Annotated in this window: 1 protein-coding gene; it reads right to left on the bottom strand. The window is 67.5% G+C overall.

Features of this window, described 5'->3' with window-relative positions:
• Positions 1-19: 19 nt before the first annotated feature.
• A partial coding sequence (locus TN53_RS43275) for an SHOCT domain-containing protein (protein WP_046264420.1) occupies positions 20-342 on the bottom strand: 323 nt, incomplete at its 5' end.

The following is a 342-nucleotide window of genomic DNA, read 5'->3' as shown; positions in this document are numbered from 1 at the left end:
TTTCGTGTGGTCCGGATGCTCAGTGATGGGCGGTCCGGGAGGTGGAGCCTCCGGGTTCCGTCGGGCCCTGGCCGGTGAGGACCAGTTCCTTCGCCCTGCGGAACTCCTCGTCCGTGATGTCGCCGTGGGAGCGGATCTCGGACAGCCTGGCGAGTTCGTCGACGCTGCTGGTCCGGCCGCCGGCCGCGGTCTGCCTGATGTAGCTGTTGAACTCCTCCTGCTGCGCACGCGCTTGCGCCACCTCCCGGCGGCCCATGTTCTTACCCCGGGCGATCACGTAGACGAAGATGCCCAGGAAGGGCAGCAGGATGGTGAACACCAGCCATCCGGCCTTCGCCCAGC

The organism is Streptomyces sp. WM6386 (genome assembly GCF_000972385.1).
In the GTDB taxonomy this organism is placed as follows: Bacteria; Actinomycetota; Actinomycetes; order Streptomycetales; family Streptomycetaceae; genus Streptomyces.
Note: the sequence above shows the minus strand (reverse complement) of the source record. Positions and strands in the feature narration are given on the sequence as shown.